Source organism: Litorilinea aerophila, from assembly GCF_006569185.2.
GTDB classification, from domain to species: Bacteria; Chloroflexota; Anaerolineae; order Caldilineales; family Caldilineaceae; genus Litorilinea; species Litorilinea aerophila.
Window position 1 is genome coordinate 11,846 of record NZ_VIGC02000005.1, and the last position, 15,368, is coordinate 27,213.

Sequence of the window (15,368 nt, forward strand, 5' to 3'; positions counted from 1 at the left end):
CAGCCCACCCTTTGCCGGCCATTGGCCACAACAATCAAGCCTGGGCTCATCTACCACAAATGTGCGCTACCTACCCCGGTTTCGCAGGGAACCGAACGGGTTCGCACACATTTAGGAGATGAGCCTCAATCCTGGACGAAGCAACCACCATGGCGGTACCCAAGATCTGCGTCATCGGCGCCTGCAACATGGATCTGATCAGCTACGCCCCTCGCCTGCCCAAACTGGGCGAGACGCTGCCAGGCACCCGTTTTCAGATGGGATTTGGTGGCAAGGGGGCCAACCAGGCGGTCATGGCTGCCAGGTTGGGCGCCCAGGTCTCCCTGGTGGCCAAACTGGGACAGGACCTTTTCGGTGAGAACACCCTGGCCAATCTGCGCGCCAATGGCATCGATACCCGCTTCATCCAGGTCACAGACGAATCCTTCACCGGCGTGGCGCCCATCTGGGTGGATGAAAGCACCGGCAACAACGCCATCATCGTGGCGCTGGGGGCCAACGAGCTGCTCTCGCCCCAGGATGTGGCCGCGGCCCAGGAAGTGATCGAGGCTGCCGATGTGTTGGTCTGTCAGTGGGAATGTCCGCTGGAAACCAACCTGGCCGCCCTCCGCCTGGCATCCCAGGCCGGCATCCGCACCATCTTCAACCCGGCGCCTGCCCGGGAACACCTGCCGGACGAAGCCTACCGGCTCAGCGATATCTTTTGCCCCAATGAAAGCGAGACGGAAACCCTGACCGGCTTACCCGTTTCGACCTTGGAGCAGGCCGAAACGGCAGCCCGGGTCCTCCTCGGCCGCGGGGCGGCCCGGGTTATCCTCACCCTGGGGGAGCGGGGTAGCCTGCTGGTCACACCAGACCAGGTCCACCATGAGCCGGCGCCGGCCGTGAAAGCGGTGGACACCACCGGCGCCGGTGACGCTTTTGTGGGGAGCCTGGCCTACTTCATCGCCCGGGGCTTTTCCCTGACCGCAGCCATGGCCCGGGCCAACCAGATCGCCGCCATCAGTGTTCAGTCCCCTGGCACCCAGAGTAGTTTCCCCTCGGCTGCGGACCTTCCACCTGAACTCCTGGCCGCGGAAGGTGGCTAGTGCAGCCTGGCGCAAGTCCACGGCGGAAGCTCGGCTCCATTCCCCCTGCTGGAAACCATCGGTGAATTTCCGCCGGGATTTGCTGACACCGAGTTCAGGTGTTGTGTAGACTGGTCCACGCACTGCGCCAGCGCCTATCGGCCCGACTCCATCCGGCTGTACCCGCCGTAGGCCGGCGTTTATCAAAAAACACACGTTTGACCAGCGTGTGATCATCGTGCCCTGATCAATGACGCAACCTTTCACAGATTGAGGCATCATCATGTACGAAGGCTTTGAGATCATCGACTTTCACGCCCACTTCCCCACCGATCGCCCCTGGTTCCCAGACATGGGCGACACCATGAAAAATTACATCGACCGGGTTGGCGAACGGCGCTATCGACTGATCCAGGAGAAGGGGCGACCCTACAGCGAACACTGGCGGCGCATGTGGGGCTTCCCCAAGGCCGAGCCCCGGGAAGCCCATCCCGGCGATCGGGAGCAGGCCCGCCGTTGGGTGGAAGAGCTGGACAAGTACGGCATCAGCAAGATCGTCTTCGTCACCGGCGGCGGCAACGAACACCTGGCCGAAATCTGCAGCTGGTATCCGGACCGCTTCATCGGCTTCGCCCACCACAGCCCCTTCTTGCCGGACGCGGTGGAGCGCCTGGAGCGTGCCGTCAAAGAACTGGGCCTGCGCGGGTACAAGTTGCTGGCCCCCATGATCGAAGAGCCCATCGAAGATCCCGCGGCCTTTCCCGTGTGGGAAAAATGTGCGGAACTGGGCATCCCCGTCCTCATCCACTTCGGCATCCAGGGCAGTTCCGGCGGGATCGCCTGGCACGAGAACATCAATCCCCTGAAGCTGCACAACGTGGCCAAGTTCTTTCCGGAGGTGGACTTCGTGGTGCCCCATTTCGGCTGTGCCTGGGAGCGGGAGACGTTGCAGCTCTGTTGGTCCTGTCCCAATGTCAGCGTCGACACCAGCGGCAGCCTCCAGTGGATCCGGTGGGTGCCTGGGGAGCTGACGGTTAAGTACCTCTTCCGGAAGTTCTACGAAACCATCGGCCCCAGCCGCATCATCTTCGGCTCGGATTCCAGCTGGTTTCCCCGGGGGTTTGCTTTCCGCTACCTCCAGGATCAGCTGCGGGATTGCCTGGACCTCAACATGCCAGAGGAACACATCCAGATGATTTTCGCCGGCAACGCCGCACGGCTGCTCAAGCTGGATTCCGTTGCGGGTTGAGCGGGCCCACAGGCCCGACCGGTGGCCCTGGCCATCGGATGAACTGTGGTATCGGTTTTACCATTCACCAAAAAGGAGTCAGAAATGCCGTCTAAACGCATCACCCTTCTGCTGAGCCTGTTGACGGTGGTCGCCGTCCTGCTGGCCGCCTGCCCGGCGCCGGCCGCGCCAGCCGGCGAAGCACCGGCCCAGACCGGTGCCCAGACGGGCGCCGAACAGCCCGCCGCGGAGGCACCGTCCGAAGGCCCCATCGAAATTGAATACTGGCAGTACAACTTCGCCGCCCGGGTGGACGCCATGAATCAGCTCATCGAGCTCTTCGAGGCGGAAAACCCGGACATCAAGGTCATCCACAACGCAGACATCCCCTACGACGACTTCCGGGACAAGATCGCGGCCAGCGTGCCCGCGGGCGTGGGGCCGGATGTGGTGACCCTCTTCTACGGCTGGCAGGTGGCCTGGATTGACGCCGGCTACCTGGTGCCCCTGCCCGAAGACGCCTTCCCCCCCTCCATGGTGGCGGAAGAGTTCAGCCCCATGGTCCAGGCCAGCTTCGTGGACGGGACCCTCTTCACCCTGCCCACCGCGGTGCGCACCCTGGCCCTCTTCTACAACAAGGACCTGATGGAGCAGGCTGGCCTGGATCCGGAAAACCCGCCCAAGACCCTGGCCGAGCTGGAAGAGCAGGCGGTCCAGTGCACCAAGATGGACGCCAACGGCAACTACGAGATCATGGGCTTCCCCGTCTCCATGGGTGGCCAGGCCCACCACTGGTTCCGGGAAGTGCTGCTGCGCCAGTTCGGCCAACAGCCCTACAGCGACGACTACCGCAAGGTGCTTTGGAATGCCAGCGATGCCGGCTATGCCGCCTGGCATGAGCTGCTCAAGTTCCAGACCGAGCTGAAGACCGGGGACGCGACCCTCTTCGACGGCGATCCCAACTTCTTCCTGAACGGCCGGGCCTGCTTCCACATCGATGGCTCCTTCCGCCTGGGCACCATCGCCAGCCAGGCCCCCGACCTCAACTTCGGCGTGATCGAGTTGCCGGAGTACAACGGCGTCAAGAGCACCTTCGGCAGCTACTGGACCCACGGCATCACCAAGAAAGCCGCTGCGGATCCCCGGCGCATGGAGGCGGCCGTCAAGTTCCTGCAGTTCATCACCAGCCCGGAGGCCGGCTCGCTGTGGGTGAAGATCGTGGGTGAGCTGCCGGCCCAGCTCTCCGCCGCCAACGATCCCGAGCTGCTGGCCGATCCCAAGCTGGGCGCCTTCGCCGCTGGCCTGCCCTACGCCCACGCCACCTTCTTCGTGGACGAGAGCAAGGATCGCCAGGCCCTCATCGACGCCTACGACGCGGTGGTCCTGACCGGCGCCGACCCGGACCAGGAGCTGGACTTCGCCGTGCAGACCGTCCAGGAGCTGTTGGACGAGTTCTGGGCGAGCCGCTAGGGTCGTAGCCTGGGTTGCCCCATCTGGAGAAGCGCCTGAAGGGGGCCTTCTGGCTTCCCTTGGGCCTCCCCAGATGGGGCGCCCTTGATGGTAGAAAGTAGCCACATCATGAGACTGACTCTGCGCCAACGCCAGGTCGTCTGGGCCTACATCTTCCTCAGCGTCAGCCTGGTCTTCTTTGTGGTGATCCGCTGGTATCCCACGATCCTGGCCTTCAACATCAGCTTCCGGGACTGGAACGTCTTCGAGGCGGGCGGTCCCTGGGTCGGCCTGCAGAACTACCAGGAGATCTGGGCCGATTTCTTCAAGCCCCGCAGCGCAGTGCGGGCCGCCTTCTGGAACACCGTCCGCTACGTGGTGCTGGGCGTGCCTACGCAGATGGCCCTGGGCCTGGGCATCGCCATGCTCCTGGGGCAGATCCGGCGTTTTGTGGGCTTCTTTCGGGCCGCCTACTTCATCCCCTACGTGACCTCCTTTGTGGCTGTGGCCTTTGTGTGGAACTGGCTTTACGCGCCCCAGAGCGGCCTCATCAACCAGATCCTGCAAGCCTTCGGGCTGCCGCCCCAGCCTTTCACCAAGAGCCCGAACCAGGCCCTGCCGGCCATCACCGCGGTGGCCGTGTGGCGCAGCCTGGGCTTCACGGTCATCATCTTCCTGGCCGGCCTCCAACAGATTCCGGACATCTACTACGAGGCAGCCCGCATCGACGGCGCCAACCGCTGGCAGATCTTCTGGCGGGTGACCCTCCCCCTCCTCAACCCGGTCATCGTCTACCTGTCGGTCCTGCAGACCATTTCCTTCCTGCGCATGTTCGACCTGGTCCAGAACATGAGTGAACAGGGACAGGGAGGCCCCTTGAAGAGCACCACCACCGTGGTGCTGGAAGTCTACCGGGAGGGCTTTTCCAGCTACAACATGGGCTATGCCGCCGCGCTGACGGTTATCCTGTTTTTTGTGATCTTGCTGATCACCATCTTCCAGCTGCGCGTCCTCTCCCGCCGGGTAGAGTACTAACGCGCGGGCTCAGCTTTATGCAGATGGGTAGAGCGGAAAGAATGCCATGACAACTTCGTTGGAATCCAGTCCAGAACGGACCCTGCAGCTCGCCGAACAGGTGGTGGGTACCCCTGTTCGGGCGCGAAAGCAGTTTTCATGGACCATGCTGATGGCCTACGTGCTCTTGAGCCTGGGCGCGGCGGTGATGATCGTCCCCTTCCTCTGGATGCTTCTCACCAGCCTGAAGCCGGCCACGGAGTTGGTCCAGTTCAGCTTCCTGCCCAAGCAGCCCACCCTGGAAAATTATCGCCTGGTGCTGACCACCAGCAGCTTTGGCCGCTGGTACTTCAACAGTCTCCTGATCGCCACCATCAGCACCCTGAGCGTGGCCTTCTTCGATTCGCTGGTGGGCTACACCCTGAACAAGTTTGAGTTTCCCGGCAAGAACATCATCTTCCTGGGCATCCTGGCCACGCTGATGGTGCCCACGGAGATGCTCATCATCCCCTGGTACACCATGAGCGTCCAGTGGGGCTGGCACCAGGGCGCCATGCAGTACTGGGGCATCGTCTTCCCCGGCGTGATCACCGCGGTGGGCATCTTTCTCATGCGCCAGTTTTTCGACGGCGTCCCCAATGAGCTGCTGGACGCGGCCCGCATGGACGGCCTGCACGAGTTCGGCATCTGGTGGCGGGTGGCCATGCCCCTGGTCAAGCCGGCCCTGGCCGCGCTCTGCATCTTCAATTTCATCGGCAACTGGAACGCCTACCTCTGGCCCCTGATCATCGCCAGCGCCCGAGCCTACTACACCCTGCCGGTGGGCCTCAGCTTCTTCCGGGGCGAATCCACCACCCAATGGGAAAAGATCATGACCGGCGCCAGCCTGGCGACCGTGCCCCTGCTGATCGTCTTCATCATCTTCCAGCGCCAGATCATCAAAGGGATTGCCCTCACCGGGCTGAAGGGTTGAGATGTCGTTTCGTTTTCCCCACCCCACCTACAGCCGGACGGTCCTGCAGCCGGCCTACCGGGACGCCCAGGCGTACCTGTACGGCCCCATGCTGGCCGCCCACGAAGCCCACGCATTGATGCTGGCCCACTGCCAGATCATCAGTCAGGACAACGCCCGGGCCATCCTCCGGGCTGTGGCCCACCTCCGAGAGCAGCCGGCCGAAGAGCTGGGGTATCAGCCCGGCGTGGAGGACCTCTTCTTCCGGGTGGAGCAGGCTATCATCCAGGAGGCCGGCGCGGACTTTGGCGGCAACTTGCAACTGGCCCGCAGCCGCAATGACCTGGGGCAGGCCCTCTTCCGGATGGCCTTCCGGGAACAGCTGCTGGCCCTCTACGACGACACCCTGCGCCTGCGGGAAACGGTGCTCCACCTGGCCCGGCGCCACCTGCATACCCTCATGCCGGGCTACACCCACACCCAGCCCGCCCAGCCCACCACCTTCGCCCACTACCTGGCCGGCGTCCTGAGCTTTCTGGCCGACGACCAGCGACGCCTGGCCGCCGCCTACGCCAGCGTCAACCGGTCCCCCCTGGGCGCTGCCGCCTTCACCGGCACCGGCTTCCCCATCGACCGGCTGGAGGTGGCCTCGCTGCTGGGCTTCGACGATGTCATCGCCAGCACCCACCACAGCATCGGCGCCGGCGATCACCTGACCGACATGGCCTTTGCCGTCCAGTCCCTGGCCATCGGCCTGAGCCGGGTCACCCGCGACCTGCTCTTCCTGGCCACCCAGGAGGCCGGCGGGCTGCACATCCACGACAGTTTCATCCAGATCAGCTCCATCATGCCCCAGAAACGCAACCCGGTGGTGTTGGAGCATTTGCGCGCCCGCCTCAGCCGGGCCATCGGCGCCGCCCAAACGGTGGCCATCCAGTGTCACAACATTCCCTACGGCGATACCCAGGACATCGAGGACGAGATCCTGCCGCCCCTCCAGGAGGCCCTGCAGACCGCCCGGGACTGTGTGAGCCTCTACACCGACGTCTTCGCCACCCTGACGCTTCACCAGGAGCATCTGCGCCGGCGGGCCGGGGAAGGTTTCACCACCGCCACCGAACTGGCCGACACCCTGGTGCGGGAGGCCGGCCTGCCCTTCCGCCTGGCCCACCACGTGGTGGCCACCCTGGTGCAGCGGGCTGTCCAGGATGGGGTCGCTGCCACGGATCTCTCCCTCGACCGGCTGCAAGAGGCTGCCCGGGAGGTGTTGGGCCGGGAGGTGGCTCTCTCCCAGGAGCAGTTCCAGCAGGCTCTGGATTCAGTTCACTTCGTGGAAGTTCGCAACGGCTTGGGCGGCGCCGCGCCCCAGGCGACGGGGACCCTGCTGGATGGGCTGGCCCAGGGGCTGGAGCGGGACAGGGGCTGGCTTTTCACGGCCCGCCACCGCCTGGCAGAGGCAGATCGCCGTCGCCAGGCCGGGGTGCAGGCGCTGATGGGCTAGGCGACTATTCCCACGCCGGGATCTCCAGCTGCCGGGATAGTGCCAACATGGCCTCCTGGTACGCTTCCATGGTGGCCTGCACCGATCCCTGCCAGTAGATGGGCTCGCCAATGATCACATCGGCGAAGAAGGGAACGAGGAGGAAGTCACCCCGGGGCAGGGCCTTGCCCAGCCCGTGCATGAAGACCGGTATGATGGGGACGGACGGGTTGCGCTCCACCAGGCGGGCGATGCCGGTTTTGAAGCGGCTCAACTGTTCCGGCATGCCCCGGGAACCCTCCGGGAAGATGAGCAAGATCTCCTGATTCTCCAGCGCCTGGCAGAGGGGCGCCAGGGGATCGCTGCGATGATCCCGTCGCTGGCGGTCAATGGGCAGGATGCGCATGATGTTCAGGCTGAACCAGGCCAGGGCCTTGTTACGCAAGAAATAGTCGGCCGCCGCCACCGGCCGCACCCGGTGCAGGACCGACAGGGGCCAAAGCGAGAGCAAGGTCAGGGTGTCCAGGTGGCTGTTGTGATTGGGCGCGACAATGGCCGGCCCCTGGAGGGGAAGCCGCTCCTTGTTGCGTACGTTGAGCCCGATGATCACCATGATCAGCGGCCGTACGATCAGGAGAAAAAAGAGGGCTTGTAAGAGTCGCACTGCCAGACCTTCCTTCCCGGGTGGGATCCCCTGGCGCGTGTTAGCCGAACCACTGGGTGACGATGTAGAAAAAGAGCGGCGCCGTGTAGACGAAGGCGTCGATGCGGTTCATGACGCCGCCACTGCCCGGCGTCATGGTACTCCGATCTTTGAGCTGGAGGTCAGCCTTGATGGCCGAGAGGATCAGATAGCCGATGAACGCGCCCACGGCGATGAGCACGCCGCTGAGCACCGCCTGCCCGGCGGTGAATGGGGTCATCCAGGGGGCCACTAGCCAGGCCACAGGGATGCTGACCAGGATGCTGCCCACCAGGCTGGCCCAGTTGCGGGTTTGGGTGACCTTCAGACTCAGCCGGGGGTGGCGAAAACGCTTGCCGAAGAAGTATTGGGCCGCATAGTTGAGCTGGGCCAGGGAGACCAGAAATAGAAACAAGCCCAAGCCGTGGCCATTGCCGTGGGTATCGGGTCGAAGCACAGCCAGGTAACCCAAATACCCCAGGCTGAACACCGTGGTCAAAATGCCCCACCCTAACATGCTCCACGCCCTGAGAAATCCCCGCGTCTCCCCCACGATGACCATGAGCACCGGCAGCACGAGAAAGACATGCACAGGCACAAACAGGGTAAAGAGCCGCTGCCAATCCATCCCAATTAAAAAAAACTGGATGGGAATGGAGAGGTAGGCCCAAAAGAGGATTCGCCGATCGGCGCGCCGGGTGGGGGTGATGGACAGATATTCCTTGAGGCCCAGGAAGGCAATAAAGGCCACGTAGAAAAGCAAGATCTTCGGGCTGTAGAGCAGGGCCAGCAGATAGAAGAGGGCCATACCCCAGAGAAACCGGATCCGCGAGCCGATTTTGGGCAGGTTCTGATTCGGCCGGAACTGCAACAATGCCCCATAGATCACGGTCGTTAACGCCAGGATCCCCATCACTATCCCGGTGGCCACCGCCAGATCGGAGAGGTCGGCGCCATTCATCAACCCCACCACCTTTGCCGTGAATGTTGAAAGTATGAACGTCGAAGTTGCTGTGAAGATCGGAAATGTAGACCGATGATGTAGGGGTATTGTGACGCAAGAGACCCATTTAGCCAAATCGTCCATCCAGCCCTGGCGCGTGGTGGATGGAGGCCACCGCGCGCCGGATGGCGTCGGCGCTGAGCTCCTCCAGGGGCAGATAGCGCGCCCCCAGCAGGCGGGCCAGCTCCCGGGCGGCGCCCACCTTCACGAAGCCCTGCTCACAGTCCAGCACCACCGTCTGCACGGGTAGCCGGGCCAGCATGCGGGCCGCGTCCTGGGGCGGTGCCCCCACGTTGGCCCGCCCGTCGGTGACCAGCACCAGCAGGGGGCGGAGGGCAACCTGCCGCCGCAGGTAGCGGTCCAGCACGTCCGCCGCCAGGGTCAGGCCGGCAGTCAACGGCGTCCGGCCGCCGGTGGGCAAGGTGCGCAGCCGCCGTTCGGCCAGCTCCGGCGCGTGGGTGGGCGGGACCAGCAGCTCCGCCCCCGAACCCCGGAAGGCAATCAGACCCACCCGATCCCGCTTCTGGTAGGCATCCATCAGCAGGCCGAGCACCGCCCCTTTGACGGCCATCATCCGCCGGCGGGCCGCCATGGAGCCGGACGCATCCACCACGAAGAGCAGGAGGGTGTTATGTCGGGTCTGACGCACCTTGACCCGCAGATCTCCAGGGTGGACGGAAGGCCACCCGCCGGCCACATGGGGTGTCCGGCCCATCTGGCGCAGGGCTGCAGCCCGCAGGGTGGCCCCCAAAGCCAGGTCCCGGATGGCTCCCCGGGGGCGCGCGGCCCCCACCCACCGTCCACCTTCGCTAAACCCGCGGACATGGCTGCGGCGCCCACTGGCCACCTGGGTGCTCCGGTGGGCTAAGGGCGCCGTCGCCCAGAGCTGTCTGTCCTGCCGGATGGTAAAGGGTGGGGAAGGGGTAAAGATCTGCTCCCGATTGCCGGAGCTTTCCGGATTTTCGGCATTTTCCGGCGCCTCACTCATCCTCCTGATCGGCGTTGTCCCCGCTCTCCTGCTCCCGGTTGCGGGGGCGGCTGGAGCGTTCCTGGTGCTGCTGGATGAGCTCTTCCAACTCCTGCTGATCCAGGCCAGGCTCTTCAAAGGGTTGGCGCCGGCGCCGGTGGGGCAACACCAGCCGTGCCGCCCGGCGCACGTCGTCCACCGTCACCTGGGTGCGGCCTTCCCACGCAGCCAGGGTTTGGGCCGTCTTGTAGAGGGTGATGTCGGCGCGCAGGCCGTCCACCCCGCTGCCCGCGCAGATGTGGGTGATCAGCTCCAGCAGGCCGTCCGAGAGGGCGACCTGGGGCAACAGGGCCCGGGCGTGGACGATCTTTTGGGCCAGGGCTTCTTCCTCCGCGGCGAATTGCGCGACGAACGCGGCCGGGTCGGCTTCGTAGGCGATGCGCCGGCGCACCACCTGGGCCCGGACGGCAGGGTCTGTCGGGCCGGCCACTTCCACGGCCAGTCCGAAGCGATCCAGCAGTTGGGGCCGAAGCTCCCCTTCCTCCGGGTTCATGGTGCCAATGAGGACGAAGCGGGCCGGGTGGCAGGCGCTGATCCCCTCCCGCTCCACGGTGTTGACGCCGGAGGCCGCCGCGTCCAGCAGAAGGTCCACCAGGTGGTCGGGCAACAGGTTGACCTCATCCACGTAGAGGACGCCGCCGTGGGCTCGGGCCAGCAGGCCCGGTTCGAAGCGTCGGCGACCATGCTGCAGCGCGGCCTCGATGTCCAGCGTGCCCACCACCCGGTCGTCGCTGGCACCCAGGGGCAGCTCCACGAAGGGCGCGGCCCCGTTTGCGACGGTTGGCCCGGCCAGGATTTCCACGCCCTGCTCGCTGCGCAGCTCGATCTGGAAGCCATCCTGGCTGGCCGGCGGTAGGAGCGCGGCCAGGGCCCGGGCCGCGGTGGACTTGGCCGTGCCCTTCTCCCCGCGGATGAGCACGCCGCCGATGGCCGGGTTGACCGCGTTCAGCAGCAGGGCCAGTTGCATCTCCTCCTGGCCGACCAGGGCGGAAAAGGGGTAGTGGGTTCTCTGTCGTCCGTTCAGTTCCATGGGTGTCTAAGATCGTCCTTCCAATACACCATCCATCTCCAGGTAGAGCTCCCGCAGCCGGGCCAGGGTCTCCGGATCCGGCTCGGCCCACATGCCCCGCTGCGCGGCTTCTAGCAGGCGCTCGCTGATGCTCTTCAGCGCCCATGGGTTGCTCTGGCGGAAGAATTCTTGCATCCGGGGATCCAGGGCATAGGTCTGGGCCGTCTGCTGGTACATCCAGTCGTCCACCACCTGGGCCGTGGCGTCGTAGCCGAAGAGATATTCCACCGTGGCGGAGAGTTCCAGCGCACCCTTGTAGCCGTGGCGACGGATGCTTTCGATCCACTTGGGGTTGACCACCCGGCTGCGGAAGACCCGGTAGGCCTCCTCCTGCAGGCTGCGCACCCGGGCCCGGGCCGGGTCGCTGTTGTCGCCGAAGTAGCTCTTGGGGTTGCGGCCATTGAGGGCGCGGATGGCCGCAATCATGCCGCCGTGGTACTGGAGATAGTCGTCGCTGTCGAAGATGTCGTGCTCCCGGTTGTCCTGGTTCTTGACCGCCACCTGTACGCCCTTGAGCAGGGTCGTGAATTCATCCCGCGCGTCGTCGCCGTAGACATCCTGGCCGTAGGCATAGCCGCCCCAGTGGATGTAGGCCCGGGCGAAGTCACCGACGTCCTGCCAGTTCTGTTCGTGGATCAAGGGCAGGATGCCCGCGCCGTACGCGCCCGGCTTGCTGCCAAAGACCCGGTAACTGGCCCGGCGGGCTGCCTCGCCGTCGTCCCGGCCCGCGGCAATCTGGCGGGCCAGGTCGTGGAGAAAGTGCTTGCGCACGAAGTTCTGGTCGGTGGGCTCATCCAGCTCGGCCACCAGGCGGACGGCCTTGTCCATCAGCGCGATGAGGTGGGGGAAGGCGTCCCGGAAGAAGCCGCTCACCCGCATGAGCACGTCGACGCGGGGGCGGCCCAGCTCCGCCAGGGGGATGACCTGGATGTCGGTAATGCGGCGGCTCTCCGGCTGCCAGACGGGGCGCACGCCCAGCAGGGCGAAGCATTGGGCGATGTCGTCGCCCTGGGTGCGCATGGCGCTGGTGCCCCAGATGCTGATGCCCACCCGCTCGGGCAAGGCGCCTTCCTCCTGGCGGTAGCGCTCCAGGAGTTCATCGGCCAGCTGCTGGCCCACCCGCCAGGCCGCCTGGCTGGGGATGGCCCGGGGATCCACCGCGTAGAAGTTGCGGCCGGTGGGGAGGATGTGGGCCATGCCCCGGGTGGGCGCGCCGGCCGGCCCCGCGGGGACGTAGCGGCCATCCAGCGCAGCCAGGATGTGCTCGATCTCGGCGTCGCTCTGGCGGATCAGGGGAACCAGGGTGTCGCAGATGAAGTGGAGTGCCGCCTGGATGGCGCGGAACGGGGCAGAGGCGTCGGGTCCATTTTCGAAGCTGGCAAACGCCTCATCCACCACCCCAGGGATTTGCGCCGGGTCGAAGTGGGCGCGCGCCAACCCCTGGATCAAGGCCAGGCAGAGGCCATCCACCACTTCCACCACATCGGCATGGGTAGCGCAGACCCGGGCCTCGCCCTGGCCTTTCTGTGCCACATGCCAGGCACTGGGCAATCGCTGCCCAGGTTTTTGTAACAGCTGGTCCAAATCCCAGCCCAGCGCCGCCGCCACGCCGGCCCGCAGGCTGGGCACGTCGCCATTGGGGAGGCGGGTGAGCGCGCGCAGGAGGTGGCAGAGCTGATCGCCCTCGGGCACGTGGCCCAACACGTGGAGCCCGTCCCGGATCTGGAGGCTGCCCAGCTCGCAGAGGTAGCCGTCGATATCCTCCAGCAGGTGGGCGAAGTCGGTGGCGTTCATCTCGGCCAGGGTGAGGGGCGTGCCGTCATCGGTGTAGCTGCCGTCCCACTCGTGGGTGTGGTCGCCGTGGTCCACCGTGCGCAGCAGGGTGGCGATATCCCGGTCCAGGTGGGTGCGCTGCATGAGTTCCCAGATCTGCTGTTGCACCAGGGGAAGCTTGGCGGGGTCCATCTGCTCCACCTGGTAGTACTCGTCCACCAGCTGGGTGAGCAGGGCCAGCTCGCCGTAGACGTCGGCGCTGGTCATGGGCGGGATCATGTGGTCCACGATGACCGCGTGGGCCCGGCGCTTGGCCTGGGCCCCTTCGCCCGGGTTGTTGATGATGAAGGGGTAGATCAGGGGCAGGTCGGCCAGGAAGGCGTCGGGGAAGCACTCCTGGCTCAGGCCGATCCCCTTGCCTGGCAGCCATTCCAGGGTGCCGTGTTTGCCCATGTGGACGATGGCATCCGCGCCCCAGCCGCCTTCCGCCTGGGGCGTGGCCAGCCACTTGTAGAGGGCGTAGTAGTTGTGGGGGGGCGGCAGGTCCGGCGTGTGGTAGATGGCGTCCGGGTCCATGCCGTAGCCCCGGGGCGGCTGGATGGCCACGAAGACGTTGCCCAGCTCCAGGCCGGCCAGGGCGATGTGTCCCCCGCGGCTGCCCGGCTCCCGATGGACGTAGGCCTCGCCGGGCGGCTCGTGCCAGCGTTCCTGCATCCGCGCCCGCTGGGAGGGGGTGAGCTGGTCGAACCAGGCGGCGTAGCGGTCGATGGGTACCCGCCCGGCTGCCCGGGCTAGCTGGCTCTCGGTGAGCACGGTCTCGTCGTAGGAGCAGCGGTCGATGAGCTCATGGAGGAGGGTGTCGCCGTCGGGCGGCAGGTTCTCCAGACGATAGCCGGCGGCCTGCATCCGGGCGAAGAGGCGCATGAGGGACGCCGGGGCATCCAGCCCCACCGCGTTGCCGATGCGGTCGGCCTTGCCGGGGGAATTGGTGAGGACGAAGGCGACCCGCTTTTGGGCATTGGGCTTGCGGCGCAGGGTGGCCAGGCGGAGGGCCAGCCGAGCCACCGCCTGCACCCGGTCCGGGACGACGCGGTACTTGAGCCGGACGCCCGCGCCATCGTCCGGCTGCTGGGGGTCCCGGTTGGCTTTGAAACTCACCGGCACGGTAATGATGCGCCCGTCGAATTCAGGCATGGCCACGTTCATGGCCCCATCCAGGGGCTGCAGGCCCCGCAGGCTGAGGCGCCACTCCTCCTCGTCCATGCCGCTGGTGATGGCCTGGAGGATGGGGACGTCCAGGGCCTGGAGCGCGTCCACATTCCAACCGGGCGCCGGAACTCCGCCGTCGTCCAGGCCGCCCATGGCAAAGGAGATGGTGCAGATCACCGCGTCCACCCGCCGTTGGCCCTCTTCGTCGTAGAAGAAGTCGAAGGCCGCAGGCCGGGGTCGGTCGCTGCCGTGGGCGGCCGGGGACTGCTCCTTGAGGGTGGTGGTGAAGACAGGCAGGGGGAAACCGCCTGCTTCTTCCACCGCGGCGGCCAGGGCATCGACGAAGTCGGTGTTGCCGCTCAGGTAGTGGCTGCGGTAGAAGAGGATGCCCACCACAGGCCTGTCGTCGGGTGGTTCGGCCCGGATGCCGGGCGGGCGGTAGATGCCGTGACGGGGCTGCTCCACGGGCAACTCGTAGCCCCAGCCGCCGGCCAGCAGATGGTCGGCCAGGAAGTGGAGCATCTGACGCAGGTTGTCCACGCCGCCGAACTGGAGGTATCGGTAGACATCGTGAACCACCGGCGCGGGCACGGTGCTGTAGGCCAGGGATTCGGGGTCCAGCCCTTCCGTGCCCGGCACGCAGATCAGGTCTATGTGCCGTTGACGGGCGGCTTCGGCCAGGAGGTCGAAGCCGTGACGAAAGCCCGAGCGCCCGCCGTGGGTTCGCATAACCACCACCTGGACGTCGTCCAGGCCGGTGCGGATTAGCTCCTGGACATGGGCCTCGGTGGGGAGGCTCAGCAGGTTGAGGCCGGTCACCGGCGGGAAGTCGGCCGGCAGATCGGCTGTGGCCCGTTCCAGGGCCAGCAGGTCCGTATCCGCGTGGGTCAACAGCAGGATGCGGGAGCGCAGCAGCGCATCCACCGACTGGCCGGGATCCACAGGTTCCACAGACAAAGCCGTCTCTGCCTCCTCTGTGGATCTGCCATCCCCGGTGGAGACGCTTCCGGTCCAGCCGAAGCCGTTGAAGGCATGCTTCACCAGCCCGGGCGGCGGCGGCAGGTAGCGGTCCGCGGCCAGCATGGTGTCGATGTAGTCGAAGATGGCCAGGATGAGCCGCTCGTCGTTGATGGAGTGAAACCAGATGGGGTGGCCGTCGAAGAGGAGCAGGGCGACGTTGGCCAGGGCGCAGGGACCCAGGCAGCCGGCATGGTTGAGGTGCACCTTGTTGCGCAGCTTGCGCCGCTCCCACTCCCGATAGTAGAGGTCGTGGGGCACAGGTGCGAAGCCCCGTTCCGTGTGTCCACAGCAGCAGCCGTTTTCACAGACGAAGAGCTGCCCTCGCTGCCGGGGCACGTTGATGGGCTTGCCGTCCGGCCGGATGACGTAGTTTCGAGTCTTCTTTGCCATTGTTC

The 15,368-nt window shown here is 65.7% G+C and carries 9 protein-coding genes and 1 pseudogene; 6 read left to right on the plus strand and 4 right to left on the minus strand.

All coding sequences use genetic code 11. The annotated features are described in order from the left end of the window. Positions 1–149 precede the first annotated feature (149 nt). The 6 genes from rbsK to argH all read left to right on the plus strand — a co-directional run bounded on the left by rbsK (position 150) and on the right by argH (position 7,211). Entirely contained in the window at positions 150–1,088 is a 939-nt protein-coding gene (gene rbsK, locus FKZ61_RS04555; protein WP_141608899.1) for a ribokinase, read from the plus strand. A 262-nt stretch (positions 1,089–1,350) separates the two neighbouring features. Next, positions 1,351–2,316, plus strand: a complete 966-nt coding sequence (locus tag FKZ61_RS04560) for an amidohydrolase family protein (RefSeq protein ID WP_141608900.1) — start codon at positions 1,351–1,353, stop codon at positions 2,314–2,316. An 84-nt stretch (positions 2,317–2,400) separates the two neighbouring features. Then, positions 2,401–3,765: an extracellular solute-binding protein gene (locus tag FKZ61_RS04565; RefSeq protein ID WP_141608901.1), complete on the plus strand. Its 1,365-nt coding sequence runs from the start codon at positions 2,401–2,403 to the stop codon at positions 3,763–3,765. 108 nt (positions 3,766–3,873) lie between these two features. Continuing rightward, positions 3,874–4,779 carry a carbohydrate ABC transporter permease gene (locus FKZ61_RS04570; protein ID WP_141608902.1) on the plus strand — a complete coding sequence of 302 codons (906 nt, stop codon included), beginning with the start codon at positions 3,874–3,876 and terminating at the stop codon, positions 4,777–4,779. Positions 4,780–4,924: 145 nt separating this feature from the next. Beyond that, positions 4,925–5,731 (plus strand): carbohydrate ABC transporter permease, encoded by an 807-nt coding sequence (locus FKZ61_RS04575; protein ID WP_141609060.1) that lies wholly within the window; start codon positions 4,925–4,927, stop codon positions 5,729–5,731. 1 nt (position 5,732) lies between these two features. After that, positions 5,733–7,211, plus strand: coding sequence for an argininosuccinate lyase (argH, locus tag FKZ61_RS04580; RefSeq protein ID WP_141608903.1), 1,479 nt, complete (start codon positions 5,733–5,735; stop codon positions 7,209–7,211). Positions 7,212–7,215: 4 nt separating this feature from the next. Here argH and FKZ61_RS04585 read toward each other — a convergent pair whose 3' ends face one another. From FKZ61_RS04585 to cobN, 4 genes and pseudogenes are all read right to left on the minus strand, one after another. Beyond that, positions 7,216–7,854 carry a lysophospholipid acyltransferase family protein gene (locus tag FKZ61_RS04585; protein ID WP_211358412.1) on the minus strand — a complete coding sequence of 213 codons (639 nt, stop codon included), beginning with the start codon at positions 7,852–7,854 and terminating at the stop codon, positions 7,216–7,218. 40 nt (positions 7,855–7,894) lie between these two features. Continuing rightward, positions 7,895–8,833, minus strand: coding sequence for a phosphatidate cytidylyltransferase (locus tag FKZ61_RS04590; protein WP_170199263.1), 939 nt, complete (start codon positions 8,831–8,833; stop codon positions 7,895–7,897). A gap of 109 nt (positions 8,834–8,942) precedes the next feature. Further along, positions 8,943–10,932, minus strand: a pseudogene (locus FKZ61_RS24415) (magnesium chelatase subunit D family protein). 6 nt (positions 10,933–10,938) lie between these two features. Then, on the minus strand, positions 10,939–15,363 hold the full coding sequence (gene cobN / locus FKZ61_RS04605; RefSeq protein WP_141608905.1) for a cobaltochelatase subunit CobN: 4,425 nt from the start codon (positions 15,361–15,363) through the stop codon (positions 10,939–10,941). Between the last annotated feature and the right edge of the window lie 5 nt (positions 15,364–15,368).

Bases quoted from the DNA above. Each gene is read 5' to 3' on its own strand.
- FKZ61_RS04590 (WP_170199263.1), bottom strand. From the start codon at position 8,833: ATGAATGGCGCCGACCTCTCCGATCTGGCGGTGGCCACCGGGATAGTG.
- cobN (WP_141608905.1), bottom strand. From the start codon at position 15,363: ATGGCAAAGAAGACTCGAAACTACGTCATCCGGCCGGACGGCAAGCCC.
- FKZ61_RS04560 (WP_141608900.1), top strand. From the start codon at position 1,351: ATGTACGAAGGCTTTGAGATCATCGACTTTCACGCCCACTTCCCCACC.
- FKZ61_RS04575 (WP_141609060.1), top strand. From the start codon at position 4,925: ATGCTGATGGCCTACGTGCTCTTGAGCCTGGGCGCGGCGGTGATGATC.
- argH (WP_141608903.1), top strand. From the start codon at position 5,733: ATGTCGTTTCGTTTTCCCCACCCCACCTACAGCCGGACGGTCCTGCAG.
- FKZ61_RS04570 (WP_141608902.1), top strand. From the start codon at position 3,874: ATGAGACTGACTCTGCGCCAACGCCAGGTCGTCTGGGCCTACATCTTC.
- rbsK (WP_141608899.1), top strand. From the start codon at position 150: ATGGCGGTACCCAAGATCTGCGTCATCGGCGCCTGCAACATGGATCTG.
- FKZ61_RS04565 (WP_141608901.1), top strand. From the start codon at position 2,401: ATGCCGTCTAAACGCATCACCCTTCTGCTGAGCCTGTTGACGGTGGTC.